This is a genomic window from Roseateles sp. 22389 (assembly GCF_052044995.1).
Classification (GTDB): domain Bacteria; phylum Pseudomonadota; class Gammaproteobacteria; order Burkholderiales; family Burkholderiaceae_C; genus Roseateles.
In genome coordinates, this window is the sequence record NZ_JBQEOF010000003.1 from 140,481 (window position 1) to 165,126 (window position 24,646).

A 24,646-nucleotide genomic window follows, 5' to 3' on the forward strand; every position below is an offset into this window, starting at 1 on the left:
GTCTGTCGTCCAGGGTTCACCAAGACGGGGCTTGTGCGTCGGTGTGTGTCAAGCCTGTTACCCACACTGCCCCACAAACCCGCAGGCGGTGCAGAACTCGCACCCATCACGATGGATGAGCGTCGAGTTCCCGCACTCGGGACACTTCTTGCCGGCCATCGCGACGATGCCGCCCGCCTCCGACGCTGAACGCGCCACCGCGCCCGCCTTGCCCACCTTCAGCGGCGCCTGCTGCATCAGCCCCATGTCCACGAGCGGATAGCCGTTCTCGTCGAGCACGCCCAGCATCGCGTAGCGGTGGATCACCAGCCGCGCGACGTAGGCCACCGTCGACGGCCACACCTGCTGTCTGCGCTCGCCCGACAGCGTCGGCACCGGCGCCATGAAGTGGCCGAGCGGCTCGCCGACATTCAGCAGCTTGCGCAGCTTCATGCCGATCCAGCCCGGATCGAGCACGCGCATGTCCAGCGACAGCAGCCGCGCCAATCCATCCAGCGCCTTCGGATAGTTGCCCGAGAAGCCCATCGCGCACGGCCGCGTGACGCTGCCGCCGTCGGGCGTGGGCAGGCTGACCTCCTTCAACGTCAGCGTGAACAGCTCGCCGGTCGCGGGGTTGTCGACGTCGACCGCCCACGCCAGCGTCCCCGCCGTGCCGGTGCGCGGTTCCTCGCGCGAGAACATCGCGTCGAGCACCGGCGTCGGGCCGCCTTCCTGGAGCGCGCCGAGCTGCTCGCAGCGCCAGCGGATCACCGCGGCCGTCGCCGCCACCACGCCCGGGAACAGCCGCGGCTCGCCGAGCGGCGGCATCGGCATCTCGAAGGCGCGCTCCTCGGCGACGGTGGCCAGCGCGTCGAGCTTCAGCCGCAGCCACGCGGCGTCGTTGGCGCGCAGGTCCATCGACAAGGTCTTGGCCATCGCACCGAGCCCGCGCGGCTGCTCCGCGCCGTTGACCCAGACCTCGAAGGGCAGCGTGCGGCCGAACAGGCCGGCGTCGGGCCCCTCCGCCGGCAGTTCGCCGACGAACAGCGCGAAGTCGCCATGCGGGTGGCGGATCATCGTCGACCACGCGGGATTGCCGCCGGGCATCTCGGGCCGGCTCGGCCAGCGCAGCGAGGCCAGCACCGGCTTGGGCAGCCGCTCGACGCGCAGGCGCTGATTCGGACCGGTGTCGGCCTTCAGCGGCTCGGGCTTGGCGATCGGCTCGACGCTCAGCACCGCGCCGAGCACGCTGTTGGGCCGGTAGGTCGCGAGCCCCTTCAGGCCGCTCTGCCAGGCCCAGCGGTAGAGGTCCTGGAAGTCGGCGTAGGGATAGTCCGCCGGCACGTTGACGGTCTTGGAGATCGAGGTGTCGATGCACGGCGCGACGGCCGCGACCATGGCCTCGTGATCGGCGGCCTGCAGCTCGAGCGCGGTGACGAAGGCGTCAGTCAGCGGCGCGTCGGGGCCGAAGAGATGGCGGTAGAGCCGCCAGGCATGGTCCTCGACGGCGTACTCCTTGAAGCTGTTGTCCGGCATCCGCTTCTTGCGGGTGTAGCTCCAGGAGAACGCCGGCTCGATGCCGTTGCTCGCGTTGTCGGCGAAGGCCAGCGAGATGGTGCCGGTCGGTGCAATCGACAGCAGGTGCGAATTGCGCAGCCCCTGCGCGCGGATCTTGTCCTTCAACCAAGGGGGCAGACGTGAAGCGAAGTTGCCCCCCGAGAGATAGAGATCCGCGTTGAACAGCGGAAATGCACCGCGCTCGAGCGCGAGGTCGGCGGAGGCCTCGTAGGCGGCGTCGCGCATGACCTCGCTGATGCGGCGCGCCATCGCACGAGCCGCGTCGCTGTCGTAGCGCAGGCCGAGCATCACCAGCGCATCGCCGAGCCCGGTGAAGCCCAGGCCCACGCGGCGCTTGTTGGCGGCCTCGCGGGCCTGCTGCGGCAACGGCCAGGGCGTCACGTCGAGCACGTTGTCGAGCATGCGCGTGGCGGTCTTGCAGATGTCGGTGAACTCGGCCTCGTCGAAGCTGGCCTGCGAGGTGAAGGCCTGTCTGACGAAAGTCGTCAGGTTGACCGATCCCAGGCAGCAGCAGCCGTAGGAAGGGAGGGGTTGCTCGGCGCACGGATTCGTCGCGCTGATCGATTCGCAGTAATGCAGGTTGTTGTCCGCATTGATCCGGTCCAGGAAGAGCACGCCCGGCTCGGCGTGGTCGTAGGTGGAGCGCATGACCTGGTCCCACAGCTTGCGGGCCCGCATCCGGCGGTAGACCCACAGCCCGTCGGCGCGCTGCGTCGCGCCGGCGGCGCGCAGCTTGGCGCCGGGCGCGGCCTTGTGCACCAGCTCGATGTCGGCATCGGCCTCCACCGCCTCCATGAACGCGTCGGTCACGCCCACCGAGATGTTGAAGTTCTTCAGGTCGCCCTGGTCCTTCGCATGGATGAAGGCCTCGATGTCCGGGTGGTCGCATCGCAGCACGCCCATCTGCGCACCGCGCCGCGAGCCGGCCGACTCCACCGTCTCGCAGCTGCGGTCGAACACCCGCATGTAGCTGATCGGGCCGGATGCGCTCGACTGCGTCGACTTGACATATGCGCCCTGCGGCCGGATCCGCGAGAAGTCGTAACCCACCCCACCGCCGCGCCGCATCGTCTCCGCCGCTTCGGTCAGCGCGGTGTAGATGCCGGGGTGGCCGTCCTCTTCCTCGGCGATCGCATCGCCCACTGGCTGGACGAAGCAGTTGATCAGGGTGGCCGACAAGGCCGTGCCCGCCGCCGAGGCGATCCGCCCCGCCGGCACGAAGCCGCGCCGCTGCGCCTCGAGGAACTTCTCCTCCCAGTGCGCGCGCTGCTCCGGCGACTCCGCCGCGGCCAGCGCCCGGGCCACCCGCGTCCGGACCTCGTCCAGGCTGCGCTCGCCGTCCTTGGCGTACTTCTCGAGCAGCACCTCCGCGCTGATGTCCTGCGGCGGCAGGGTGTCGGCCGTGGCCTGCAGGGGCGAGGCGGCCGGAACCGGCGGCGACAGGTGCTGGGGGGCGGGCTGCTGGCTCATGCGGGTCTCCATCGAACGACGCGGGCCATCCTAGTCCCGCCCCGGCCGGCCCGCCTCCCCCCGGCCACGAATCCGTCATCCCGACCTCGCCGCCTCGTCACGGAACCGTCAACCGCGTGTCCTCCGGTAAGCGCGCACTTGCGGCGCAGACACGGTTTGATGCGTCTTCAGCCCCTTCTCCGCTGGTTAGCCCCCATGGGATGGTCGGATATCGGACGTTATTCTTTGGTGATATGACTCCCGAGAAGGTCTTGCGGTCCAGTCCCGGCACCCTGGGCGATCTGGAACAAGGCTGCGCCGACGCCCACCGTCTCATCCTCGACGGCCAGCTCGACGCGGCCCGTTCCCGCCTGGATGAATTGCGCAAGGTCCATGGCGACGACCATGCGCCGATGCAGGAGACCTTCAGCGCGCTGGCCGAGGCCCATGGCGACTTCAACATCGCCCTGGCCCACTACAAGCGCTTCCATGCGCTGGCCGTGCAGTCCGGCGTGTCCTCGCCGCTGGCATCGCGCGATCAGCTGCTGGCGCGGTTGGTCGAGCGCCAGGAGCAGCGATCCCCCGACATGGCCTGGTGCCTGGTGGCGCTGGCCGCCGCGCGCGCGCCAGCGGGCGCCCTGCCGCACATGCTGCGCCAGCAGTGCCGCGCGCAGGATGTGCTCGCGCTCGGCCAGGGCGAGGCGATGCTGATGCTGCTGCACGACGTCGACCTGCCCACCGGGCGCAAGGTCTGCGAGCGCTTCCGCGCGGTCTGGATGCAGCAGCAGCCGACGGCCGGTCCGCTCAGCATGGGCCTGACCGCCTGGCGCGGGCCGGGCGACACCGGCAGCGGCCTGCTCGCCCGCGCCGAGCAGGCGCTCACCCGCAGCCAGCGCGAAGGCGCGCCGCTGCGCACCGGCTGAGCGGCGCCGGTCGATCAGAACGGATTGATCGTCTTCTCGCGCCGGTAGTGGATGTAGCCGACGCTGGCCCCAGCGCGCAGGCCCACGCCCAGCCGGATCGGCGCCAGCGTGATGCCGTCGGCGCGCTGGTAGTTGATGCCCGCGCCACCGATGTAGTACAGGCTGCCGTCCACCCCGGGGAAGCGGCGGTAGATCGCGCTCGCCTTGGGCAGCTTGTAGACCAGCGTGAAGACCTTGGACGCGTTCGCGCCGAGGTCGAAACCCACCGACGGTCCGGCCCAGTACACCATCCCGCCGCCGCCGCGCTTCATCAGCAGCTGGCCTTCGCCATAGCGCAGGCCCACGGTGATCGCGCCGCCGGCTTCCTGGCCCTTGATGTAGGCGTTCGGCCGGCCCTGCTCCTTGAAGGCTTTCTCGATCACCTTGGCCAGGCCCTCGGTCGTCTCCCCGAAGAACTCGGTCGCGGCATGCACCACCGAATCCTGGTCGTAGGTGTCGTCCTCGCCCTCGGCCGCCAGCGCGGGGAACACCGCCAGGCCCGGCGGCAACACCAGCCCCGCGGCGGCGTAACGCCCCAGGCGGCCCAGCGCGTCGCGTCGCGCCGGCGCGCTCGGCGCTTCGTTCAGCTCCATCGGACCTTCGGTCGAAAAGTCTTGGCGGTCATGGCGATTCATGCGGATCTCCGGGTAAGTCTGGATGGCGTCGGGCAATCGCGTCGCCCGGCGCGTTCCTGGTCGGGCGGGCAAACACAGTGCCCGCTCTACGAACCGATGGATGCTACCCCCGGGCGTGACAAACGGCGTGCGCGCCGCGGCGGCACCCCGATACACTCGGCCTCACGCCGTCGAGAGGGACCGAATCCACAACAAGGAGCGGCGATGCATGCAAACAGCAGTCATGACAAGAGTGCATCAAGGAGGACATGCAGTGAGCAGTGATCTGCCCCGTCTGGCGCGCGCGCTGGAGTACCTGGACATGGCCTCGGCGCTTTACGTCGCCGGCGGCGCGGACCATTCCGCCCAGCTGCTGGCGGCCGCCGGAGAACGCCTGCTCGGCGACCTGGCCCGCCTGATCCAGTCGCCCGAGCACGGCCACGAGGTCCAGCAGCTGCTGGCCCGCCTGACGCAGCAGCATGTGCCGCAGCAGGCGCCGGAAGTCGCCGGGCACAACCAGTCGCGGCAGTTGCAGGCGATGCTGGCCCGCCAGGAATCGCCCGAATCGACCGAGCTCCGCCAGGCCACCTCCGCGCTGCTGCGCGCCTCGTGGTACCTGCTGGAGACGATGGGCCTGGAGCCGCTGGCGCCCTCGCGCCTGCACCAGGCCATCGAGAAGAGCACCATCTACGCCGAGCTCTGAGCTCGCGCCACCCCCACCGAGCGACACCATGAGCTCCGCCGAACGCCGTCATTTCTCCCGCATCGCGTTCGCCGGGCCGGCGCAACTGGTGACGGTCGAGCAGCGCCTGCCGGTGCAGGTGCTGGACCTGTCGCTCAAGGGCGCGCTGCTGCTGTTGCCGGCGTCATCGGGCGTCGAGCCCGGGGAGCTGTGCCTGCTGGACCTGCCGCTCGCGCCGCATGAGGGGCGCATCACGATGGCGGCGCAGCTCGCCCATGTGAATGGCGACCGCGCCGGGCTGCTCTGCCTGGGCATCGACCTGGAGAGCATCACCCACCTGCGCCGCGTCATCGAGCTCAACCTGGGCGACGCGGCGCTGGCCGAGCGTGACTTCAAGGCGCTGGTGGCGCCCTGAGGGGCGGCGGGACAAGCGGGACTTCGTCGGGCGCTGGCCCTCACCCCTGCCCTCTCCCGCAAGCGGGAGAGGGAGCAACACTACCGTTCATTCGGCGATGAATTTCCTCAGCACCGCGAAGGCCGCGGTCGGGTCGTCGCGCCATGCGCCGTGGCCCACGCCGGGGAAGCGCGCCAGCTGACGCCACTGCGGCGGCAGCGCGTCGTGGATCTCCAGCGCATCCTCCAGCGGGCAGACGGGATCGTCCTCGCCCACCATCACCAGCACCGGGCAGCGGGCCTGCTCCAGGCCCCGCAGCAGGCCCAGGTCCTGTTTCTCGCCGCCGACGAAGTGCAGCAGGATGTCCAGGTTCACCAGCGTGCGGCCGCTGGCTTCCGGGTCGGCGGCCGGACGGGTGTTGTAGAGGTGGCGCACCCCGGACCAGTAGGCCTCGAAGGTCTCGCGCGACGGGCGGCTCCAGAAGGCCTGCGCCAGCGCACGGGCCTCGGGACCGCCGCGCCGCTCGAAGGCGGCCAGCTTGCGTTCCAGCCCCATGTGGTGGGAGGTGCTGGACAGGATCACCTTGGACGCGTGCCCCGGATGCCGCGCGATGTAGCGCTGCGCCACGAAGCCGCCGAAGGACTGGCCCAGCACGATGGGCCGCTCGATGCCCAGCGCGTCGCACAGGCGCACGATGTCGTCGGCCCAGGTGTCGAGCGTCCATTCCGACGACGGCCGCGGATCGCTGCGGCCGTGGCCGCGGTGGTCGTAGTAGACGATCTGCGCCAGGTCCGCGAGCTGGCTGAAGGCCGGCTTGAACGCCGCATGGTCGAAACCGGGGCCGCCATGCATGCAGATCAGCGTCGGCTTCTCTCGCATCCGCGCCCCGTCCGGCACCAGGCCGGGCCCCTCGACGTCGACGAAGAGTCGCGCGCCGTTACCGATATGGATCTTCATGGGCGGCGAGTATGCCGCCTTCGCCCCCCGCAGGCCGGACTCGTCCGGCCCAGGGCGGCTTCGTCGCACGGCTGCTGGCGGGCCCCGGGCCCCGCGGCCAGAATGCCGCCCATGTCCGATGCGTCCCCGTCCCCGACCGGCCCCGCCGGCGCGCCGACCGAGCCCCGCCGCTCGGCGCGCGACGCCGCGCTGCAGCTCTTCAACCTGCGCATGATCGCGGCGGCCTTCTACTTCTGCCTGGCGATGGCGGGCGCGCGCTCGCTGACCTGGCTCACCCATGACGATGGCGTCGGCGACTGGCTCATGGAGTGGCTGCGCTTCACCCGCCAGACGCTGCTGACCGCGCTCAGCGTGCTGGCCGCGCTGGCGCTGGCGGAGGCGCTGCTGGCGCGGATCCGGGTGCGCTGGCCGCTGGCGCTGCGGGCGGTGGCGGTCGCGGCCGGCGCGACGGTGGGCACGCTGCTGCGCTTCCAGGTCGCCAACCTGGGGGTTCCGGACGCGCCGCTGCACTGGGACTGGCTGCTGTCGACCACGCTGCTGTGGCTGGTGCTGGGCGGTTTCTTCGCCGCGCTGCTGCACGGCGTGCGAGAGGAGCGCAGCGCCCAGGCCCGGCTCGCCGAGCTGGCCCGCCAGCACGACCGCCTGCAGGCCCAGCAGCTCGAGGCCCAGTTCTCCGCGCTGAACGCGCAGATCGAGCCGCACTTCCTGTTCAACACGCTGGCCAACGTGAAGCGCCTGTACGAAACCGCGCCCGAGCGCGGCCGCGACATGATGGCCAGCCTGATCGCCTACCTGCGGGCGGCCCTGCCCAGCATGCGCCAGGGCATGTCGACGCTGGGCCAGGAGCTGGAGCTGGCGCGCAGCTACCTGACCATCCTGCAGATGCGCATGGGCGAGCGGCTGCGCTTCGACATCGAGGCCGACGCCGCGCTGTTCGCCACCTCGCTGCCGCCGATGGTGCTGCCGACGCTGGTCGAGAACGCGATCAAGCACGGCCTGTCGCCGCTGCCCGAGGGCGGCCGCATCGACATCACCGCGCGGCGCGAACCCGCCGGCCTGGGCCTGCTGCTGGAGGTGCGCGACACCGGCCAGGGCTTCGCCGCCAGCGGCGGCAGCGGCGTGGGCCTGGCCAACACCCGGGCGCGGCTGATGGCGATGTTCGGGCGCGACGCCTGGCTGGAACTGGAGGCGGCCGAGCCGCGCGGCGTGATCGCGCGGGTGCGCGTGCCGCTGGCCGGCGCGGCGCGCGGCGCGTCCGCGGCCCCGGCGACGCCCGCCGGAGCGCTCCCATGACGGAGGCCCTGCGCGAGCGCGCCGTCCAGCTCTGGCACGCGTGGCGCTCGCTGCGCCGCGAGGAGCTGTCGTGGTTCCTGCTGATGGGCGTCTTCTACGGCCTGGTGGACGCGTCGTCGATCTTCTATGTGATGGACAACGCGCGCTGGCCATCGGCGCTCGCCAACCAGATGCTCACGCCGCTGCTGGTGGCGCTGGTCATCCTCTTCACCTGGCTGCCGGCGTCGCGCAGCGCGCTGGAGAGCCCCTGGCGCGTCGCCCGGCTGGGCATCGCGGTGCTGATCGGCGCGGTGCTCGCCAAGCTGCTCTACGACCAGTTGATGCCGATGCTGGGCTGGCCATCGATCGCCGACCTGGCGCGCGAGCGCAAGGGCGAGATGCCTCATCAGCCCATCCGCTGGCTCAATTTCATCGGCGAGTGCCTGTCGATCTGCGTCACCGCCAGTCTGTCGGTGGCCTGGTACGAGATGGCGATGCGCCGCCGTCGCACCCGCACCCGCCTGGAGGCGCTGCTGCGCGAGCAGAGCGCGATGCAGCGCGACGCCGTGGCCGCGCGCCTGGCGGCGCTGCAGGCGCAGGTGGAGCCGCAGTTCCTGTTCGACACGCTGGTCGACATCGAGCGCGCCTATGAGCGTGCCGACGCCGCGGCGCCGGAACAGATGGAGCGCCTGATCCGCCATCTGCGGGTGGCGCTGCCGCGGCTGCGCGAGCGCGGCGTGACGCTCGAATCCGAGGCGGCGCTGCTCGACAGCTACCTGGCCGTGGTGGCCGGCCGTCAACGCGGCGCGCTGCCGCTGTCGACCGAGTGGTCCGCCTGGCTGGCCCCGCGGCCGGTGCCGCCGATGCTGCTGCTGCCGCTGGCCCAGCTGATGCTGCGCGACGCGGCGCGGCTGCCGACCCAGGCGCGGCTGAGCGCCCAGGAAGCCAGCGGCGGCGGACTGCGGCTGCGGCTGTCCTTCGACCGCGGCGGCCTGTGCGGCGAGGAGACCGCGCTGCGCGCGCTCGGCGAGCGCCTCGAGCGCCTGGACCGCGCGCCCGGCGCGCCGCCGCCGCGGCTGCAATGCCGCAGCAATGCCGACGACACCGAATTCACGCTGGAGCTGCCCGCATGAGCCTTCATTCCGCCGCACCGACCGCCGTCGTCGCCGAGGACGAGGAGACGCTGCGCCATGAACTGATGGACCGGCTCGCGCAGCTGTGGCCGGAACTGGTCATCGTCGGCGAGGCCGCGGACGGCGTGCAGGCCTTGCGCCTGCTGCAGGAATGCCGGCCCGACGTGCTCTTCCTCGACATCCAGATGCCCGGCGCCACCGGGCTGGACGTCGCGCGGCAGGTGCAGGGGCGCTCGCACGTCGTCTTCGTCACCGCGTACGACCAGTACGCGGTGTCCGCCTTCGACGAGGGCGCGGTCGACTACCTGCTCAAGCCGCTCGAGCCGGCGCGGCTGTTCACCGCGATCCAGCGCGTCAAGCAGCGCATGGCGGGCCCGCCGGCGGACCTGAGCGCGGTGCTGAGCCAGCTCGGCGCCCAGGCCGGCAAGCTGCCGCAGCGGCAGTTCCTGCGCTGGATCAACGCGTCGGTGGGCCAGACGCTGAAGCTGATCACGGTCGACGAGGTGCTGTACTTCCAGTCCGACAACAAGTACACCCGCGTCGCCACGCGCCAGGGCGAGGCGCTGATCCGCAAGCCGCTCAAGGAGCTGGTCGACGAGCTCGATCCGCAGCAGTTCTGGCAGATCCACCGCTCGACGCTGGTCAACGCGGCGGCGGTGGCCGGTGTCTCGCGCGACTTCCGCGGCCGCATGCAGGTCAAGCTCAAGGAGAGCGAGGACGCGCTGATCGTCGCGGAGAGCTATACCCACCTGTTCCGGCAGATGTAGGACTGCCGACGCCGCTGGCCCCGCGCATCACGTCATCCCTCCTCTGTCGCCTACATGACCACCGGCCCTGCGGCCGCCTCCCACAATCGCCGGCAAACGACGGGAGACACGCCATGGCCCTGGACGCCACAGCCACCGAGCACACCCACACCCGCATCTGCCCGCTGTGCGAGGCCTGCTGCGGCCTCGAGATCCGCACCCGGACCACGCCCGAGGGCAGCTCGGTCATCTCGATCCGCGGCAACGACGCCGATCCCTTCAGCCACGGCTACCTCTGCCCCAAGGGCGTCGCGCTGAAGGACCTGCACGAAGACCCCGACCGCCTGCGCCAGCCGATGCGCCGCCGCGCCGACCGCGCCGGCTTCGAGCCCATCAGCTGGGACGAGGCCTTCGCCGAGGTCGCCCGCCGGCTGCCGCCGCTGCGCGAGCAGTACGGCGCCGACGCGGTCGCGCTGACCATCGGCAATCCGGCCTCGCACAAGATCGGCCTGTTCAGCTACTTCCCGCATCTGGCGCGCGCGCTGGGCACGCGCAACCTGTTCTCGGCCTCGACGCTGGACCAGATGCCCAAGCAGCTCGCCTGCGGGCTGATGTACGGCCACTGGCTCAGCGTGCCGGTGCCGGACCTGCCGCGCACCGACCTCTTCATCTGCCTGGGCGCCAACCCCATGGTCAGCAACGGCAGCCTGTGGACCAGCCCCGACTACCGCGGCAAGGCCAAGGCGATGCGCGCGCGCGGCGGGCGCATCGTCGTCATCGACCCGCGCCGCACCGAGACCGCCCAGGCCGCCGACGAGCACCTCGCGATCCGCCCCGGCGGCGACGTCTACCTGCTGCTGGGACTGCTGCACACCGTGTTCGACGAAGGCCTGGAACGGCTCGGACGCCTGGAAGCGCATGTCGAGGGCCTGGACGCGCTGCGGGCCGCCGTCGCCGACTTCCCGCCCGAGCGCGGCGCCGCGCACTGCGGCATCCCCGCCGAGACCCAGCGGCGCCTCGCGCGCGAATTCGCGACCACGCCCAAGGCGGTGCTCTACGGCCGCTTCGGCACCTGCACGCAGCGCTTCGGCTCGCTGAACAGCTGGCTCATCGACGCGCTCAACATCGTCACCGGCCACTTCGACACCGAGGGCGGCCTGATGTTCCCCAAGGCCGCCGCCTTCGCCGCCAACACGCTGGGCCGGCCGGGCCAGGGCAAGGGCGTGGCCACCGGGCGCCGGCACAGCCGCGTCGGCAAGGCGCCGGAGGTGATGGGCGAGTTCCCCATCAGCTGCCTCGCCGAGGAGATCGAGACCCCCGGCGACGGCCAGGTGCATGCGCTGATCACCGTGGCCTGCAACCCGGTGCTGTCCTCGCCGAACGGCGCGCGGCTCGCGCGCGCGCTCGACGGCCTGGACTTCATGGTCAGCCTGGACCCCTACATCAATGAGACCAGCCGCCACGCCGACCTGATCCTGCCGCCGCCCTCTCCGCTGGAGGACTGGCATTACGACATGGTCTTCGCGCAGCTCTCGTGGCGGAACCATGCGCGTTGGTCCGGCCCGGTGCTGCCCGTCGATGCCGACGCCCCGGACGCGCCGCGGGCCGAATGGCAGACGCTGCTGCGGCTGGCGGCGATCGCTTCGGGCCTGCCGGTCGACGCGGACCTGCAGGCGGTCGACGATGCCGCGCTGCGCGCCGAGCTGAAGCGCCACGCCGGCGACCAGGCCGAGGCCGTCTTCGGGATGCTCGAGGGCGGCGCCGGCCCGGCGCGCTGGCTCGACCTGGGGCTGCGTTCAGGCCCTTACGGCGACGGCTTCGGCGCGAAGCCGGACGGCCTCACGCTGGCCAAGGTGAAGGCCGCGCCGCACGGCATCGATCTCGGCGAACTGCAGCCGCGCGTCCCGGAAATCCTGCGCACGAGCTCGGGCCGCATCGACCTGGCGCCGTCGGCGCTGCTGGCCGACCTCGCGCATGCGGACGCGGCGCTGCGTCATCCGACCGGCGACGAGCTGCTGCTCATCGGCCGGCGCGAGACCCGCAGCAACAACAGCTGGATGCACAACCTGCCGGTGCTGGCCAAGGGCCGCGAGCGCTGCACCCTGCTGGTCCATCCCGACGATGCGGCGCGCGCGGGGCTGGTGGACGGACAGTCCGCGCGCCTGAGCAACGCGCGCGGCAGCGTGATCGCCCCGGTCACGCTGAGCCCCGACATGCGGCCGGGCGTGGTCAGCCTGCCGCACGGCTGGGGCCATGACCTGAGCGGCAGCCAGTTGAACGTCGCCGCCCGCCATCCGGGCGTCAACATGAACCTGCTGCTGGACGACGAGGCCCGCGACCCGGTCTCGGGCACCTCGGTGCTCAGCGGCATCCCGGTGCGGCTGAGCGCGGCCGAGGCCTGAACGGCCGCGCCCCGGCACCACGTCGGCGGCGCGCCTCAGGCCCGGGCCGGCGCGGGCGCCAGCAGGCTGGTCGGCACGCCGGCGGGGCTCGCCTGGGGGAAGCGTCCCGCGAGCACGCCGCTGATCAGCTCGAGGTGGTGCATCAGCTCCCACTGCTTGCTGAGCGCCCGTGAAGGCTGGACACCATCGATGAGGCCGGCCAGGTAGCGCCGCACCGCCTCGGTGGGACCGAAACAGGCGTCGTCGCGGTCGAGCGCCGCCTGGAACACGCGGAGCGCGCGGCGGAAACGCTGGTCGGCGCTGTCCTCGTCGGGCGCGAGCCGGCCGCTCAGGAAGGACTCGAGCCAGATCGCGGCCGGCGCCGGCGCTGGCGCGATGCGCAGGTAGCTGAGCCGGAACGCCGCCAGGCGCGAGGGCGCCTCGGGCGTGTCCGGGCGCGAGGGCAGCGTCGTGTAGTCCGAGAAGTCCGCGCCGCCTTCCCGCCGCGGGTCGGGCAGCGGATTGGACAGCGGATTGGGCAGCGGATCCAGGAACGGGTGGCGGTGATGCTGGCGCAGGTCGGGGCTGTCCGGCAGGCGCCGGTCCTCGACCCGCACGCAGGCGGTGTCCCCGAGCGCGGCGCGGTCCGCGGCGGTCGGCTCGACGCCCTTGAAGAACACCTGCCGCACCCGCGCGCCGCCGAGCATCGTCATCAGCTCGGACAGCGGCGGCGCCTCGGGGCCGACGACCAGCCCCATCGGCCGCGCGCCGAACAGCTGCACGAAGCGTCGCACCACGTCGGGCGTCAGCGTCGGGCCCAGCATCAGCGTCGGATGGATCCACTGGCGCGTCGGCAACGAGGTGAACAGCTGCCGGCCCCAGTCGAAGGCCTCGGCGGGCAGCAGCAGGTCGAAATCCTGCCGCACCGGATTGACCACCAGCCACACCGGCAGGCGATGCGCCTCGCAGGCCTCCAGCGTGTGCCGCATCGAGGTCGCCATCACCCGCACCGGCTCCATCACCGGCTGCACCTGGCCTTCCGCGCCCAGCACCTGCGCCAGGTGGCGCAAGGCCAGCACCTCCTTCTGTTTGCCATGGAGATAGGGGAAGTACATGGTCTTCGCCTCCAACTGTCTCGATTGAGGGAGGGGCGATGATGATGAGCACTGGCTCATCCGTCAGCAGCGATCCCTTCCATCAATGCGCCAGATCAAGGGACCCGGAAAAATCACGGGCCCCGTCGCGCCCAGAAAAAAGGGACCGCGTGGCGGTCCCTTGCTGGGCGGGGCGGCCGGCGCGTCGGCCGGCACGAGCGCGGTTCAGGGCGTGCTCTTCGGCTTGGCCGGCTGCTGGGCCTGGCCCATCGCGGCCAGCTCGGCCTCGCTGATGATCTCCATCGCGCGCACCACCTTCTGCACGCCGCGCACGCCGCGAGCGATCTCGGTCGCGCGGGTGGCCTCGCGCTCGGTCACCCGGCCCATGATGTAGACGTTGCCGCGTTCGACGACGACGTAGAACGCGTTGGTGATCAGGTCCTTCGCGTCGACCAGGCTGGCCTTGACCTTGGCGGCGATGGCCACGTCGTTGGCGCGGCTGGACAGCGAGCTCAGCATGCCCACGCCCACCTCGTTGAGCACGTTGCCGACGTTCTCGACGCCCTGCGCGATGCGCTCGACCGCGGCGCGGTCCTCGTCGTTGCGGGTCTCGCCGGTCAGCAACACCATGCGGTTGTAGCTGTTGACGTTGATGTGCACGCGGTCGCCGAGCTGCTCGCGGATGCGGTTGGCGGTCTTGAGCTCGATGCCCTGGTCCTCGAGCTGCGTGCCGGAGGTGCGCCGGTCGGTCGCCACCATCGCGCTGCCCACCGCCGCGCCGCCGACGATCAGCGGCACGCAGGCGGTCTGCAGCAACGCGCCGCCCAGCGCGGCGGCAAGGATCAGGCGGCGGGTCCGGCGGGAGCTTCGGGTCACGGAGGTCATCGGGAGGTCCTTCAAAGTCGGGAGGAGGGTCATTCGCCCGCGCCGAGCAGCTGCAGGTCGATCGCGTCGCTGAGGCAGTGGGAGAGCAGGCGGTGCGCTTCCGCCACCCGCGCGAAGCGGCTGTGCGGCACGCGCAGTTGCACATCGGTGTCCAGCAGCGTGCCGCGCCAGTCGTCGTCCTGGGTGCCGCTGAGCACGATCACGCTCATCTCCTGCGCATGCGCCACCTGCAGCAGCGCGGCGGCCGCGCCGCTGGCCTGCGCCTCGTACAGCAGCAGCAGGTCGCCGGGATGGCCGAAGGTCTGGATCTGGCGCATCAGCGCGGAGGCGGGATCGGCGTAGCCCTGGGCCTGCGCGTCCAGCGCGATGGCGGCCAGGCCGGGGCGCTCCTGCTCGAAGCGGCCGGACAGCAGCGAGGCCATGTAGGTCGCGTCCGCCGCCGAGGTGCCGAGCCCGGCGGTGAGCACGCGACCGCCGGCGGTGAGCGCGTCCACCATCATCTGCGCCGCGACGGCGAGCGGGCGGGACAGCCCTTCGGCGACCTGGTAGAGCAGGTCCGCGCTCTCGAAGAATTGTTGTTGTATGCGTTGTTCCAACATGAGCGCGGATGATAAAGGGTGCTGCACGGCCATCGCTGCTGGCCCTCACCCCTCCCTCTCCCACTTCGCAAGCGGGAGAGGGGGTAATGCAAGAGCGCTGCGGGGATGTTTCCGCAAGCGGACGAGGGGTGAAAGGTCAGCGCCCGACTCCCTCTCCCGCTTGCGGGAGAGGGCCGGGGTGAGGGCCAGCGGCCGTGGCAGAGCTCAGTGCTCGGCCGGCACGTCGAAGGCCCCTTGCAGCCACTCGACGCGGTCGCCATCGATGGCCACCACGTCGAATCGGCAAGGCGGGATCTCCGCCAGCGTGCGCAGGAAACAGGTCGCCGCGAAGATCACCTTCCGTTGCTTGGCCCGCGTCACGCTGGCCGCCGCACCGCCATGCGCATCGCGTTCCCTGGCACGCACCTCGACGAACACCAGCGTCCCGTCCCGCGCCCACAGGATCAGGTCGACCTCCCCGCCTCGCGCGGACGGCCCGCGCGCGACCCGATAATTGCGCGCCACCAGCCGCAGCCCCTGCCGCCTCAGGTAGTCCAGGGCGCGCTGCTCGGCGCCGGCGCCCCGTGCCTGCGCATCCGCGCCGTCCCGTCCGATGGAGAGTTTCTTGAACATGTCGACGTCCCCGTCCGCCTCGCTGATCGCCGCCGCTTCCGCCGCGGCCGGTCATCAGCAATTCCCGGGCGGCACGCTCTACGTCGTCGCGACCCCGATCGGCAACCTCGCCGACCTGAGCCTGCGCGCGATCCACGTGCTGGGGCTGGTCGACGCCGTCGCCTGCGAGGACACGCGCGTCAGCGCTCAGTTGCTGCGCTGGCTCGGCCTGCACAAGCCGCTGCTGGCGCTGCACCAGCACAACGAGCAACAGGCGGCGGAAGGCCTGGTCGCGCGGCTGCTCGCCGGCGAGCGCATCGCCTACGTCAGCGACGCCGGCACGCCGGCGATCTCGGATCCGGGCGCGGTGCTGGTGGCCGCGGCCGCGCGCGCCGGCGTGCGCGTCATGCCGCTGCCCGGCGCGAGCAGCGCGGCGGCGGCGCTCAGCGTGGCCGGCGACGCCCGCGCCCAGGGCTTCCGCTTCGTCGGTTTCCTGCCAACCAAGGCGGCCGAGCGGCGCGCGGCGCTGCAGGCGCTGACCGGCGCGCCCCACAGCCAGGTGCTGTTCGAGGCGCCCCATCGGATCCAGGAACTGATCGCGCTGCTGGCCGAGCTCGCGCCCGAACAGACGCTGACGATCTGCCGCGAGGTCACGAAGCAGTTCGAGACCATCCACACCGCGCCCTGCGCCACGCTGCCCGCCTGGATGGCGGCCGACAAGCAGCGCGAGCGCGGCGAGTTCGTGCTGGTGCTGCATGCCGCGCCCGCGCCGGCAGGCGAAGCCGGCCTGCCCGAGGACGCCCAGCGCACGCTGCGCGTGCTCATGCGCGAGCTGCCGCTGAAGCAGGCGGCGTCCCTCGCCGCGGAGCTGACCGGCGAATCGCGCAAGGCGCTGTACCAGCTGGCGCTGGCCTGGAAGCAGGACGCCGGGGGCGATGCCAACGGCGACGGCGATACCGACTCCGACTCCGACACCGACACCGGCGCCCGCTCCGACTGAGCCGGCCCTCCACCCCGGGGCCGCCCGGTCCCCATCCTTGCGGCAGGGTCGGCCGCCGCGCCCGGCCCCCGGCCGCCATGGGCGATGCCTACAATCGCCCGATGATTTCGCGCGAACCCACCCTCGCCCGCCTGGTCACCGCCCGTGCCCAGCTGCTCGAACCCTTCGGCCTGACCGACGCGTCGCTGTCGCAGGCGTTGCGGCTGATCACCGAGCACCGCGTCGACGACGCCGACCTCTACTTCCAGACCACCCGCGCGGAGGGCTGGAGCCTGGAGGAAGGCATCGTCAAGAGCGGCAGTTTCTCGATCGACCAGGGCGTGGGCGTGCGCGCCGTCGCCGGCGAGAAGACGGCCTTCGCGTATTCGGACGACATTTCGGAGGCCGCGCTGCTCGACGCCGCGCGCACCGTGCGCGCGATCGCGTCGGCCGGGCAGAGCAAACGCGTCAAGGTGCCGGCCGAGCCGGTGGTGTCCGGCAGCCGCGCCCTGTATGGCGACGCGGATCCCATCGCCAGCCTGGACAGCACGCAGAAGGTCGCCCTGCTGGAGCGCACCGAGCGCCTGGCCCGCGCCAAGGATCCTCGCGTCAAGCAGGTGATGGCCGGCCTGGCCGCCGAGCACGAGGTGGTGCTGATCGCGCGCGCCGACGGCACCCTGGCCGCCGACGTGCGGCCGCTGGTGCGCCTGTCCGTCACCATCATCGCCGAGAGCGACGGCCGCCGGGAAGTAGGCTCGGGCGGCGGCGGCGGCCGCTTCGGCCTGGCCTATTTCACCGACGAGATGATCGCGTCCTACGTCGAGCAGGCGGTCAGCGCGGCGCTGACCAACCTGGAGTCGCGCCCGGCCCCGGCCGGCGAGATGACCGTGGTCCTGGGCCCGGGCTGGCCCGGCGTGCTGCTGCACGAGGCCGTCGGCCACGGCCTGGAGGGCGACTTCAACCGCAAGGGCTCGTCGACCTTCTCCGGGCGCATCGGCCAGCGCGTCGCGGCCAAGGGCGTGACGGTGCTGGACGACGGGACCATCCCCGACCGCCGCGGCTCGCTCAACGTCGACGACGAGGGCTGCGCCTCGCAGCGCAACGTGCTGATCGAGGACGGCATCCTCAAGGGCTACATCCAGGACGCGATGAACGCGCGGCTGATGAAGGTCGCCCCCACCGGCAATGGCCGCCGCGAAAGCTACGCCCACGTGCCGATGCCGCGCATGACCAACACCTACATGCTGGGCGGCGACAAGGATCCGGCCGAGATCATCGCCAGCATCGACAAGGGCCTGTACGCGACCAACTTCGGCGGCGGCCAGGTCGACATCACCTCGGGCAAGTTCGTGTTCTCCGCCAGCGAGGCCTTCTGGGTCGAGAAGGGCAAGATCCAGTACCCGGTCAAGGGCGCAACCATCATCGGCAACGGCCCGGACGCGCTCACCCGCGTGAGCATGATCGGCAACGACATGCAGCTGGACACCGGCGTCGGCGTCTGCGGCAAGGAAGGCCAGAGCGTGCCGGTGGGCGTCGGCCAGCCCACGCTGCGCATCGACGGCCTGACCGTCGGCGGCACGGCCTGACCCCATGCCGGCCGCGCATCCCCACGGTTCCGCGAAGGCTCGCTTGCCCGATGCCGTCGCGCCACACCCGCGGCCGTCCCCTCGCGGCGCTTGACGCGCCGCGACCCGCGCAGGCACTATTGGCCCTTATGCGTTCCGCACCGAAGTTTTACTTTGCTTATTTTTGGTTCTCGCACCGCCCCGGCGGAGGAGAGGCGAACGCATAAGCAAGCGCGCCAAGAATCCTCAAGAAACCGCCGGGCCCACAAGCCCGGCGGTTTTTTTTCGGCCGGGCCCCGAGCACCACCCCCAGCCCTCATAGAAAGCGTGATTCCCATGAATGCCAAGTCGACCCCGTATCCCAGCGCCCAACAGGCGGAGCGCTGGTATTCGCCGCAGGACAAGACCTCCCAGACCGACGACGAACGCATCCTGGACATCACGCCCTTGCCGCCTCCTGAACACCTCATCCGCTTCTTCCCGATCCGTGGCACGGCCATGGAGCAGCTCGTCGTCGGCACGCGCCAGCGCATCCGCGACATCATGCAGCGCAAGGACGACCGCCTGCTGGTGATCATCGGCCCGTGCTCGATCCACGATCCGGGCGCGGCGCTCGAATACGCCAAGCGCCTGATGACGATGCGAGAGCAGCATGCCGACACGCTCGAGATCGTGATGCGCGTCTACTTCGAGAAGCCCCGCACCACCGTCGGCTGGAAGGGCCTGATCAACGATCCCTACCTCGACGAGAGCTACCGCATCGACGAAGGCCTGCGCATCGCGCGCCAGCTGCTGCTGGAGATCAACCGCCTGGGCATGCCGGCGGGTTCGGAGTTCCTGGACGTGATCTCGCCGCAGTACATCGGCGACCTGATCAGCTGGGGCGCGATCGGCGCGCGCACCACCGAGAGCCAGGTCCACCGCGAGTTGGCCTCCGGCCTGTCGGCACCGATCGGCTTCAAGAACGGCACCGACGGCAACATCAAGATCGCCACCGACGCGATCCAGGCCGCCGCCCGGCCGCACCACTTCCTGTCGGTGCACAAGAACGGCCAGGTCGCGATCGTCGAGACCAAGGGCAACCGCGACTGCCACGTGATCCTGCGCGGCGGCAAGGCGCCGAACTACGACGCCGAGAGCGTCGCCGTCGCCTGCGCGGACCTGGAAGCCTCCAAGCTCGACGCCCGGCTGATGGTCGACTGCTCGCATGCCAACAGCAGCAAGAAGCACGAGCGCCAGCTGGACGTCGCCAAGGACATCGCCGCGCAGATCCGCGCCGGCAGCACCAGCATCTTCGGCGTGATGGTCGAGAGCCACCTCAAGGGCGGCGCGCAGAAGTTCAGCCCCGGCAAGGACGATCCCTCGCAGCTCGAGTACGGCAAGAGCATCACCGACGCCTGCCTGGCCTGGGACGATTCGATCGCGGTGCTGGACGTGCTCAGCCAGGCGGTGCGGGCGGCCCGCACCGAGACGGTCGCGCGCTGATCACCACGACCAGCGCTGGTTGTCGCCACCGTTGCAGCGATACAGGATGACGGCCGTGCCCGGACGGGCGCGGCCGCCTTCGATGTCCAGGCACTTGCCGGAGTCGGCGCTGCGGATCTCGCCGCCACGCGCGCGCCAGCGCTGGTTGGCGCCGCCGTTGCAGGTGAAAGCCATCACCCGCGCGCCATCGGCGGTGTTGCGGTCGGCGACATCGAGGCACAGCCCCGCGACGCGCAGCTCGCCGTTGCGGTTCCATTCGAAGCGCTGGTTCCCGCCGCCGTTGCAGTCGTAGACGATGAGCTTGCGCCCGGGCCGCGCGCCGCCTTCGATGTCCAGGCACAGGTCGCCCTTGCCGCGGATCTGGCGCGCGTTCCAGCCGCCGTCGTCCTGCCAGCCGTCGTCGCGGTCGCGATCCTTGTCCTTGTCCTTGCTGGCGATCAGCGCGATGCCCGCGATCACCGCCGCCGCCGCGACCGCCGCGCCGATGTTGCTCGAGTTGTCGGAGCCGCTGGCGCCATCGCCGCTGGCCGCCGCGGAGGTCGTGATCTTGAAGCGGCCGCTGCAGCCGCCATCGACCCACAGCTCCTTGCTCGTCAGGTCGTAGCCCCAGGTGCGCCCGAAGCGGCAGCCACCGGCGGTCTGCTGCACGAGTTCCACCTCGGTCGTGCCGTCCGGCAGCCGATGGCTCTGGTAGCCGCCGCGCGAGCTCAGCTCGATGGTCTGGTCCGCCGCCCGCGCGGGCAGGCTGCCGATCAGCAGTCCCGCCGCGACGGGCAGCGCGATGACGCGCCGCGTCCCGCGGCGAGGCCGGTTTTTGGAATCCATGGTCGCCTCCTGCCTCTCCCTGCGTCGCGCGCCATGCGCACGCGACTGCGGGCGATGCTAAGGCGCCTCAGGCGGTGACGTCCAGCACGCGCGGCGTGCCGCCGGCGCGCTCCACCTCGCTGACGAGCAGGGGCCCCAGCGTCACCTGGACCTGCAGGTCGGGAAAGCTCGCGGCGGTGTAGGTGCCCCGCGAATAGGCCGGCGTCTCGACGCGGCTGGCCGGCGGCGCCTCCTGGCCGAGCGGATGCCGGCCATAGGTGACGTCCGCGCGGTTGCGCGCGTACATCTCCTGGAGCGGCCCCTCCGTCCCGATGAACGGGGACAGCTTCAGCACCACCGACGGTGGCGGCCCGTCCAGCATCTCCTGCTGGATCCTGGCGCGGTACTGCTGCAGCGGACTGACATCGAACGGCGACGTCCTGAGCGGCGTCGCCTGTACTTCCGAAAACTTCAAATCGCCCGACGGCGCCCGATCTTCCCGACCGTCCGCCGCCCTCCCTCTTGATGCGTGTGTGCCTGTGGGCGAGCGCCGCGCGCCGCGCTTCATCGAGCGCTCAAGCCGGCGCCGCCCAGGCCGAAATTGTCCGGGGCGAGCCGCTGGAAACCGACATGCGCCGCTGCCCGTCGGACGTCAATCGCCCGCCCGCGCGCCCAGCGTCGCGCCGACGCCGCAGATGTGTTCGAGCATCGGGCGAAGCGCCCGTCGCCCCACCCACAAGCGGGCGCAAGACCTGGCCCGCTCTTGAAAACATCGCTCCCTGAGCGCATGTTCGAAGCTTCGATGCGACGCGCCCCAGGCGCCGAAGCCATGGCCCTGATCTTCCTCGCGCTGACCGCCGCGCTGCTGTGCTTCTGGCTGCTGAGCCAGCCCTGGCGGCAGGCCCGGCGCCGGGCCGCGCTGCGGGCGAAGGCCTTCCCCGCCGCATGGCGCGCCATCCTGCGCCGCAACGTGCCGCAGGCGGCGCGGCTGCCGGCGGACCTGCAGCTCAAGCTCAAGCGCCAGATGCAGGTCTTTCTGGCGGAAAAATCCTTCATCGGCTGCGCCGGCCAGGTCATCACCGACGAGGTCCGCGTCACCATCGCCGCGCTGGCCTCGCTGCCGCTGCTGGGCCGCGCTCGCGGCTACTACCCGAAGCTGCACACGGTGCTGGTCTATCCCGGCGCCTTCATCGTCGATCGCGTGCGTCATCAAGGCCCGTTGCAGATGCAGGACCGCCAGGTGCTGAGCGGCGAATCCTGGGGCGAGGGACAGGTCGTGCTGTCCTGGGACGACGTGCTGCGCGACGCCTCGCTGCCGGAGCGCGGCCACAACGTCGCGGTGCACGAGTTCGCGCACCAGCTGGATCAGGTCAAGGGATGGGCCAATGGCGCGCCCTGGCTGGGCAACCGCGCGCGGCAGGCGCGCTGGGCGGCGGTGATGCAGCAGAGCTTCGACCTGCTGCGCGCGCGGCTCGCGGCGGGCGAGCCCGATCCGCTGGGGGACTACGCGGCCACCGAGCCGGCGGAGTTCTTCGCGGTCGCGAGCGAGCGCTTCTTCGGCCAGCCGTGGGCGCTGGCGCAGGCGCATCCCGCGCTGTACGGGGAACTGCGGCGCTTCTACGAGGTCGATCCGCTGCTCTGGTCCTGAGCGCCGCGGCGACGGGGATCAGAACCCCATCTCGGCCAGCAGCGCGTCGACGTCGTCCTGCTGCAGCGCCTTGTCGGGCGTCTGCACGCCGGCAAGCTGCTCCTGCGCCGCGGTTTCCGGCTCGACATGGTCGTGCGCGGCGAGCAGCTGCTGCAGCGGCGCCTCGGCCGGCCGCAGCATGGCCAGCACCTTGTTGATCACTTGGCCGGACAGGTCCTGGAAGTCCTGGGCCATCATGATCTCGGTCTGCAAACCCTTCACCCGATCCGCGAAACCGGCGGCGCCGGCCGCGTAGGCCGCGCACAGGCGCATCATCGCGCGCGCCCGCTCGACGCTCAGGTCCGGCGCGGCCGCCAGCCGCTGCAGCGACTCGGACAACTCATGCCCCTGCCGGCCCACCGCCTGGGCGTCCTCCTGCGCCGATTCCACGATGCCCAGCACCTTGCTGGCGGCCTGGTCGGTCATGCCCTTGACGTAGTCCAGACGCTCGCAGGCATCCGGCAGCTCCTGGGACAGCTTGTGCAACGCCTGATGCGCGGCGGCCGTGAGCGGGGATTCGGATTGAGACATGGCGGCGGATCGCGGTGGGTGAGCGCGAAGGAAACGCGGGGTTGCGGATGGCACCGGCGCGGTGCGGGCGCCATTGGCGCTGGCGCTGGGGAGCGGTCTGGAGCGCCGCTTTCATTACCCGGAAATCTTAGTTCTGCAACTAGTGTAACCAACGGAAAGGGGGAGGGTCACCCGTGCATTTTTGGTGAGGAGTCCTGCATTTAAGTCAGCGACCGGCCGGCGCCCCTGTAGCCTTCGCTTCGTCCGTCCGCGGCCCGTCCTTGCTGCTGTCCCTTCTTGGCAAAGCGATCCGTCTCATGAACATGGCCACCACCCGTCCCTCGCCCGGCTTCCATCGCGCTCCCTCGCGGTCCGGCTCGTCCGGCACCGCGCGTCCATCGTCGTCCTCCCGCGGCGACGGCGCCAGCTTCGCCGCCGCGCCGCGGGCGCAGGCTGCGGCCCCGCAGGCCTCGGCGCTGCGTGACGTGAGCGACGTCATGGTCGGCGTGGCGCTGATCCTGGGCGTGCTGTTCGCGCTGCTGGTGCTGGCGCTCTACACCCGCGACTCGATGGCGGTCGGCAAGGCGCTGACGGAGCAGGGACAGGCGCGCGGCGCGCTGGTCTGCAAGGACGGCCGGATCGCCCGGGGCGACGGATCCCTGTCCGACCGGATCATCGAGGACGGCGTGTTCGTCTGCACCGACTGGCGCACGCTGCAGGCGATCGAGCAGGAAGAAGCCGAGCGGGGCATGCGCAAGTACTGACCCCTCCGAGCCGACGGCCCGGGTCGCGCAGTCAAGTCCAGAGGTCCAGCGGCGGCTCGTGCGTCATGCCGCGCAGCAGGTCGCTGCGTGAGAGAAAGCCGATCGGATGGCCGTTGTCGTCGCCGACCGGCAAGCCAGGCAGCCCCAGGTCCAGCAGCAGCTGCGCCGCTTCGCGCAAAGGCGTGTCCGGCTGCGCCACCGGCACCGGCGTCCACATCACGTCATCCACCGGCGCGGCCAGGCGCCGCGCGATGACCATCATCTCGGCGATCTCGTCGAGATCGTCCGCCAAACCCCGCGTGAGATCGCCACGCGACACCAGACCGCGCACCTCGCCCATCGGACCCAGCACCGGCGCCTGCGCAACGCCAGCACGCGACATCATCCGCATCGCGCTCCGCAGCGGGGCGCCCGACATGACGCTGATCAGCTTGCGGCTCATCAGCTGATGCACCTGCGTGAGCACCTGGCGCTGCGTGTCGCCCGCATAGGCCGCCAGCGCCTCGTGCGCGACATAGGCCGACGCGCCGCTCGCCATCCCGCTCCCGGCACCGCCCTGACCCACGCCAGCCAGCACGACAGTCGACGGCGTCAGATCCCCCTGGCGCGCGGTCGGCGCCACCGCACGGGTGCGGGCCACGGCCTGCACCGGCGCGAGGTCGCGCACCTGCTCAAGGCCGCCCGTCAGGATCTTTCCAGAGGTGCCGTAGACGGAAAACATGCGGGGGAGGATGGCATGGGGAGGCGGTGGGGGCCATTGAGGAGAACGCCTAACTCCGGAGGGACAAGCGCGGGCTCTCCACGACGCGAGGGGGCTCCCTCCTGGACCCCCTCGCATCATTCCGGCCCCATCGCCACTTGCTGCCTTCCAGGAAGAGGTCCGCGGGAGGCGGAGGCGGAGGCGGAGGCGGGAGGCGGGGCGTGGCGGTGGGATGGAGGTGGTGGTGGCGTGGGAGGCGATCAGGGAACCGGGTAGGCGGTCTCGTACTTGACCTCGCGGAGCACGACGTTGCTGCGCACGCTCGCGACGCCGGGCACCTTGAAGACCTTGCTCTGCAGGAACTGGTCGTAGACCTTCATGTCGGGCGCGACGATCTTCAGCACGTAGTCCGCCTCGCCGGTGATGGCCTGGCATTCGACGATCTCAGGGCTGCCCGCGACCATCGCCTCGAAGGCCTCGACCGCGCCCTCGGTGTGCCTCACCAGGCTGACATTGGCCAGCACGCAGATCGAGAGCCCCAGTTGCTCCCGGTCCACCAGCGCGACATGGCGGCGGATGACGCCGCGCTCCTCCAGCTCCTTGACGCGTCGCCAGACTGGCGTCGCCGAGAGTCCGACCTTGTCGGCCAGCTGCTGGGTGCTCTGGCGGGCGTCGGCCTGGAGCGCCTCCAGGATCAGGCGCGTTGCCCGGTCGAAACGTTCGTTCTCCATATCCGCCTCTTTTGAGAATGTCTCTATCGATCCTTGCGATGCAGCGAGCAAACGGAGCAAGAAACTGCCGATTGTCTAGGAAAGAATCTCCTCATTCATACATTC

Annotated in this window: 24 protein-coding genes; 12 read left to right on the forward strand and 12 right to left on the reverse strand. The window is 71.1% G+C overall.

All coding sequences use genetic code 11. The annotated features are described in order from the left end of the window. Positions 1-57: 57 nt before the first annotated feature. Positions 58-3,027: an adenosylcobalamin-dependent ribonucleoside-diphosphate reductase gene (locus ACTJKJ_RS05620; RefSeq protein ID WP_440819839.1), complete on the reverse strand. Its 2,970-nt coding sequence runs from the start codon at positions 3,025-3,027 to the stop codon at positions 58-60. Positions 3,028-3,278: 251 nt separating this feature from the next. On the opposite strand from ACTJKJ_RS05620, the gene ACTJKJ_RS05625 reads away from it, so the two are divergent. Continuing rightward, positions 3,279-3,929 (forward strand): GGDEF domain-containing protein, encoded by a 651-nt coding sequence (locus tag ACTJKJ_RS05625; protein ID WP_440819840.1) that lies wholly within the window; start codon positions 3,279-3,281, stop codon positions 3,927-3,929. Between the two features lie 14 nt (positions 3,930-3,943). Here the strand turns inward: ACTJKJ_RS05625 and ACTJKJ_RS05630 are convergent, their stop codons facing one another. Beyond that, positions 3,944-4,603: a DUF1134 domain-containing protein gene (locus ACTJKJ_RS05630; protein WP_255489907.1), complete on the reverse strand. Its 660-nt coding sequence runs from the start codon at positions 4,601-4,603 to the stop codon at positions 3,944-3,946. Between the two features lie 253 nt (positions 4,604-4,856). Here ACTJKJ_RS05630 and ACTJKJ_RS05635 point away from each other — a divergent pair, with 253 nt between their 5' ends. Further along, complete coding sequence (locus tag ACTJKJ_RS05635; RefSeq protein WP_440819841.1) at positions 4,857-5,285, forward strand: hypothetical protein; 429 nt, start codon at positions 4,857-4,859, stop codon at positions 5,283-5,285. Positions 5,286-5,313: 28 nt separating this feature from the next. After that, positions 5,314-5,679, forward strand: a complete 366-nt coding sequence (locus ACTJKJ_RS05640; RefSeq protein WP_091720443.1) for a PilZ domain-containing protein — start codon at positions 5,314-5,316, stop codon at positions 5,677-5,679. An 87-nt stretch (positions 5,680-5,766) separates the two neighbouring features. Here the strand turns inward: ACTJKJ_RS05640 and ACTJKJ_RS05645 are convergent, their stop codons facing one another. After that, complete coding sequence (locus ACTJKJ_RS05645) at positions 5,767-6,615, reverse strand: alpha/beta fold hydrolase (protein ID WP_440819842.1); 849 nt, start codon at positions 6,613-6,615, stop codon at positions 5,767-5,769. A gap of 111 nt (positions 6,616-6,726) precedes the next feature. Here ACTJKJ_RS05645 and ACTJKJ_RS05650 point away from each other — a divergent pair, with 111 nt between their 5' ends. From ACTJKJ_RS05650 to ACTJKJ_RS05665, 4 genes are all read left to right on the forward strand, one after another. Further along, positions 6,727-7,908, forward strand: coding sequence for a sensor histidine kinase (locus tag ACTJKJ_RS05650; protein ID WP_440819843.1), 1,182 nt, complete (start codon positions 6,727-6,729; stop codon positions 7,906-7,908). Further along, positions 7,905-9,020, forward strand: a complete 1,116-nt coding sequence (locus ACTJKJ_RS05655; RefSeq protein ID WP_440819844.1) for a histidine kinase — start codon at positions 7,905-7,907, stop codon at positions 9,018-9,020. Before ACTJKJ_RS05650 ends, ACTJKJ_RS05655 begins: the two co-directional genes overlap by 4 nt. Then, positions 9,017-9,787, forward strand: coding sequence for a LytR/AlgR family response regulator transcription factor (locus tag ACTJKJ_RS05660; protein ID WP_091720425.1), 771 nt, complete (start codon positions 9,017-9,019; stop codon positions 9,785-9,787). Before ACTJKJ_RS05655 ends, ACTJKJ_RS05660 begins: the two co-directional genes overlap by 4 nt. Before the next feature lie 113 nt (positions 9,788-9,900). Next, the gene (locus ACTJKJ_RS05665) at positions 9,901-12,168 is read left to right on the forward strand and encodes a molybdopterin-dependent oxidoreductase (protein ID WP_440819845.1); all 2,268 of its coding nucleotides are present in this window, start codon (positions 9,901-9,903) and stop codon (positions 12,166-12,168) included. Positions 12,169-12,203: 35 nt separating this feature from the next. Here ACTJKJ_RS05665 and ACTJKJ_RS05670 read toward each other — a convergent pair whose 3' ends face one another. The 4 genes from ACTJKJ_RS05670 to ACTJKJ_RS05685 form a co-directional block, all read right to left on the reverse strand. Continuing rightward, positions 12,204-13,262, reverse strand: coding sequence for a hypothetical protein (locus ACTJKJ_RS05670; protein WP_440819846.1), 1,059 nt, complete (start codon positions 13,260-13,262; stop codon positions 12,204-12,206). 204 nt (positions 13,263-13,466) lie between these two features. After that, the gene (locus ACTJKJ_RS05675; RefSeq protein WP_091720414.1) at positions 13,467-14,126 is read right to left on the reverse strand and encodes a BON domain-containing protein; all 660 of its coding nucleotides are present in this window, start codon (positions 14,124-14,126) and stop codon (positions 13,467-13,469) included. Positions 14,127-14,155: 29 nt separating this feature from the next. Beyond that, positions 14,156-14,725, reverse strand: coding sequence for an SIS domain-containing protein (locus ACTJKJ_RS05680; RefSeq protein ID WP_091720410.1), 570 nt, complete (start codon positions 14,723-14,725; stop codon positions 14,156-14,158). Between the two features lie 204 nt (positions 14,726-14,929). Further along, positions 14,930-15,337, reverse strand: coding sequence for a YraN family protein (locus ACTJKJ_RS05685; RefSeq protein ID WP_183484657.1), 408 nt, complete (start codon positions 15,335-15,337; stop codon positions 14,930-14,932). Here ACTJKJ_RS05685 and rsmI point away from each other — a divergent pair. The 3 genes from rsmI (at position 15,336) to ACTJKJ_RS05700 (ending at position 19,345) form a co-directional block, all read left to right on the forward strand. Then, the gene (rsmI, locus tag ACTJKJ_RS05690; RefSeq protein WP_183489020.1) at positions 15,336-16,316 is read left to right on the forward strand and encodes a 16S rRNA (cytidine(1402)-2'-O)-methyltransferase; all 981 of its coding nucleotides are present in this window, start codon (positions 15,336-15,338) and stop codon (positions 16,314-16,316) included. The two genes, ACTJKJ_RS05685 and rsmI, sit on opposite strands and share 2 nt — an antisense overlap. Before the next feature lie 101 nt (positions 16,317-16,417). Next, on the forward strand, positions 16,418-17,881 hold the full coding sequence (tldD, locus tag ACTJKJ_RS05695; protein WP_440819847.1) for a metalloprotease TldD: 1,464 nt from the start codon (positions 16,418-16,420) through the stop codon (positions 17,879-17,881). Between the two features lie 315 nt (positions 17,882-18,196). Beyond that, complete coding sequence (locus ACTJKJ_RS05700; RefSeq protein WP_183484652.1) at positions 18,197-19,345, forward strand: 3-deoxy-7-phosphoheptulonate synthase; 1,149 nt, start codon at positions 18,197-18,199, stop codon at positions 19,343-19,345. Here ACTJKJ_RS05700 and ACTJKJ_RS05705 read toward each other — a convergent pair whose 3' ends face one another. Then, complete coding sequence (locus ACTJKJ_RS05705; protein WP_440819848.1) at positions 19,346-20,170, reverse strand: lectin; 825 nt, start codon at positions 20,168-20,170, stop codon at positions 19,346-19,348. 67 nt (positions 20,171-20,237) lie between these two features. Next, entirely contained in the window at positions 20,238-20,624 is a 387-nt protein-coding gene (locus tag ACTJKJ_RS05710) for a hypothetical protein (RefSeq protein WP_141225185.1), read from the reverse strand. Between the two features lie 354 nt (positions 20,625-20,978). Here ACTJKJ_RS05710 and ACTJKJ_RS05715 point away from each other — a divergent pair, with 354 nt between their 5' ends. Beyond that, positions 20,979-21,797: a zinc-dependent peptidase gene (locus ACTJKJ_RS05715; RefSeq protein WP_183489014.1), complete on the forward strand. Its 819-nt coding sequence runs from the start codon at positions 20,979-20,981 to the stop codon at positions 21,795-21,797. An 18-nt stretch (positions 21,798-21,815) separates the two neighbouring features. Here the strand turns inward: ACTJKJ_RS05715 and ACTJKJ_RS05720 are convergent, their stop codons facing one another. Then, positions 21,816-22,367 (reverse strand): protein phosphatase CheZ, encoded by a 552-nt coding sequence (locus tag ACTJKJ_RS05720; RefSeq protein ID WP_440819849.1) that lies wholly within the window; start codon positions 22,365-22,367, stop codon positions 21,816-21,818. Between the two features lie 296 nt (positions 22,368-22,663). Here ACTJKJ_RS05720 and ACTJKJ_RS05725 point away from each other — a divergent pair, with 296 nt between their 5' ends. Further along, positions 22,664-23,110 carry a hypothetical protein gene (locus ACTJKJ_RS05725; RefSeq protein ID WP_440819850.1) on the forward strand — a complete coding sequence of 149 codons (447 nt, stop codon included), beginning with the start codon at positions 22,664-22,666 and terminating at the stop codon, positions 23,108-23,110. A gap of 31 nt (positions 23,111-23,141) precedes the next feature. Here the strand turns inward: ACTJKJ_RS05725 and ACTJKJ_RS05730 are convergent, their stop codons facing one another. Next, a complete protein-coding gene (locus ACTJKJ_RS05730) occupies positions 23,142-23,831 on the reverse strand; it encodes a CBS domain-containing protein (protein WP_440819851.1) in 690 nt (229 codons plus the stop codon). A 239-nt stretch (positions 23,832-24,070) separates the two neighbouring features. Further along, the gene (locus ACTJKJ_RS05735; protein ID WP_147241570.1) at positions 24,071-24,541 is read right to left on the reverse strand and encodes an Lrp/AsnC family transcriptional regulator; all 471 of its coding nucleotides are present in this window, start codon (positions 24,539-24,541) and stop codon (positions 24,071-24,073) included. Positions 24,542-24,646 lie beyond the last annotated feature (105 nt).